This is a genomic window from uncultured Paraglaciecola sp. (assembly GCF_937123705.1).
GTDB lineage: Bacteria > Pseudomonadota > Gammaproteobacteria > Enterobacterales > Alteromonadaceae > Paraglaciecola.
In genome coordinates this window covers 1-2410 of sequence record NZ_CAKZKO010000202.1, presented here as the reverse complement: position 1 = coordinate 2410, position 2410 = coordinate 1, and the positions used below count along the sequence as shown (strand labels likewise).

General features: G+C 51.5%; 3 protein-coding genes. All 3 read right to left on the bottom strand.

Going from position 1 to position 2410, the window contains the following annotated elements; translation table 11 throughout:
• Window positions 1-689 (bottom strand): arsenic resistance protein (locus Q0688_RS24885; protein WP_299083796.1); only part of this gene is annotated, 689 nt, incomplete at its 3' end.
• A 33-nt stretch (window positions 690-722) separates the two neighbouring features.
• Complete coding sequence (locus Q0688_RS24880) at window positions 723-1631, bottom strand: cation diffusion facilitator family transporter (protein ID WP_008169406.1); 909 nt, start codon at window positions 1629-1631, stop codon at window positions 723-725.
• Between the two features lie 97 nt (window positions 1632-1728).
• Window positions 1729-2244, bottom strand: a complete 516-nt coding sequence (lspA, locus tag Q0688_RS24875) for a signal peptidase II (RefSeq protein WP_023011862.1) — start codon at window positions 2242-2244, stop codon at window positions 1729-1731.
• Between the last annotated feature and the right edge of the window lie 166 nt (window positions 2245-2410).

Genomic DNA, 2410 nt, shown 5'->3' with positions numbered 1-2410 from the left:
GTCATTGAGATGATGAACAGTACGACTGTCAGCAGAGGGACCGGCATCAGACCCATGAAGCGAATGAACCCGATGGCTTTTCTGGAGTTTTCGGCCCATTTTTCAGTCAGAAATGCCAGGATAAGCGGGACAATAATCAGCCCGCCAAAGGCCGGCAGGAGGTGCCGCCCAAGCTCAAGATTCACGTCGAACTGATTACCCATGAAAAGCCAGAGGTAAAGTGGAAGAAGACCCAGTTGAGCAATCAGCAGAACCGGTGTTGCCGCAATGGCTCGGGTGCTGTCCCCCTTGCCTAGGTGAGTGAAGGTGACAAACCAGTCGGTACAGGGCATCAGCAATACCAGAAGCACTCCCAACTTCAGCGCGTCATTGTCCGGCAGCGCCAATATCAGCAAGGCAGTGATCGCCGGCATGACCAGAAAATTTCCGGTGAGCAAGGCACCCATGAACCGACGGTCCCGGAACATATCAGACAGGTGGGTCAACGGTGTTTGAGTAAATGTGGCGTAGAGCAGAACTCCGAGCAACCCCCAGATTAAGTAATCCGGCACACTGTCACCGAGGGACGATGTCCAATCCACAGACAGTCCGAAAACAACAGCGATGAGGTAGGCCCAGACCTGGTGGCGTTCAATTACGTCTCGCATGGCGTGCTCGTAACCGAGTGGAATGTCGGCCATTCGCAGCATATCTGCCACACGGTACCCTTTTCAGCAGCCCTGCTAGCCATGGCCATAAGTATGGGCATCTTTGTGACTGTGATCAGGATGTTCAAACTCCAATGTTGAATGAGTGATGCCGAACTCGTTTTCCAAAGTTCGTTTTATCCCACCCTTGACTTTTTCAAGTTCATTCCAGGCACTTATTTCGACCACCACATGGGCGTCGAGGGAGGCATCATGCTCACCCATCTGCCAGAAATGTACGTGGTGAAGGTCTAAAACGCCTTCTACGTTTGATAAAGCCTCGATGACAGAATCTGTGTCGATATCCAATGGACTACCCAGCATGAGTGTCCGGATGGTTCCGCCGATTTCCGTTAGACCCAGGTAGAGAATATAGCTTGCGATACCAATTGTGATCGCGGGATCAACCCAACGCATGTCGTACAGGAGAATCAGGGCGCCGCCTACAACGACTGCAATTGACGCAAACGCATCAGACAAGTTGTGTAGAAACAGCGCACGGATGTTGACGCTGTCCTTTTGCATGGAGTAAGTAAGCAGCGCGGTCAAACCATCCACTACCAATGCGATAATGCCAAGCCAAACTACCCACCACCCCTTGATTTCCGGGGGATCTATGAATCGCATGCCACCTTCGTAGATCAAATATGCCCCGATCATTATCAAAGTGGTGTAATTTATGAGTGCCGCAACAACCTCAATTCTCCCGTAGCCAAAGGTCATCTTCGAGTCGGCCGGGCGGCGTGCAATCTTCCGCGCCGCAAATGCGATAAATAGTGACGCCATATCCGAAAAGTTGTGTATAGCGTCGGCTATCAGCGCCAAGCTGCCAGCGAAGATCCCTCCAGCGATCTGAGCCAAGGTTAGGATACCGTTCGCCCAGATAGCTACTGCAACTCTCTTATCCTTAGTATCCGGTGACATGTGAGCATGCTCGTGGCCCATTGTTTTCTCCTTGGTCGTTGCTGTTCAATTAAACGTAGTCGCAACACTCGCTAAGCCTGGCTCAGAGGGCTTAGCGAGTGTTGCGACCGCGCGAAAACTAGCCATTCTGGCGATTTTCCATGTTATTCCCGGCACCTTTCTCGGCTGTGAAGCTCGTGACCAAAATCATGGCCACGCCCAGGACGATGAACACGTCGGCAAGGTTGAACGCCGGCCAGTGCCGGGATTGCCAATGAAAATCCAGGTAATCGACAACATAGCCTCGAAAAACTCGGTCGATGACATTTCCAAATGCACCGCCAAGTACCATCGAATAGGCTAGTGCTTCGGTTCGCTTATGGCTGTCCCGAATCAATTTGACCAGAACAGCCGAGACGACAATGGCTATCGCAATAAAAAAATATCGCTGCCAGCCACCGCCATCGGCAAAGAGACTGAAGGCAGCGCCTTTATTCCATACGTGCACCCAATTAAAGAAAGGGGTGATCTCAACCGATTGTCCGTAAGCCATGGATTGCTGGACGAGCCATTTAATAAGTTGGTCGGCCAGAGCTATAAGTGCCGAAAAGCCGAGAAAAGTGAGCGTAAAAAAGCGAGAACGGTCTTCAGACATCGAATTATCCTTTTAGCGCAAGGATGCGCTTGGCACCAATGAGTACAATGCCTCCCACAATACCGCCAATAACCAGATCCGGGTAGTTGGAGCCGGTCCAGGCAACAAGAAGCCCTGCAAGGATAACCCCCAGATTGATGACCACGTCGTTGGCCGAAAAGATCCA

Bases quoted from the DNA above. Each gene is read 5' to 3' on its own strand.
- lspA (WP_023011862.1), bottom strand. From the start codon at position 2,244: ATGTCTGAAGACCGTTCTCGCTTTTTTACGCTCACTTTTCTCGGCTTT.
- Q0688_RS24880 (WP_008169406.1), bottom strand. From the start codon at position 1,631: ATGGGCCACGAGCATGCTCACATGTCACCGGATACTAAGGATAAGAGA.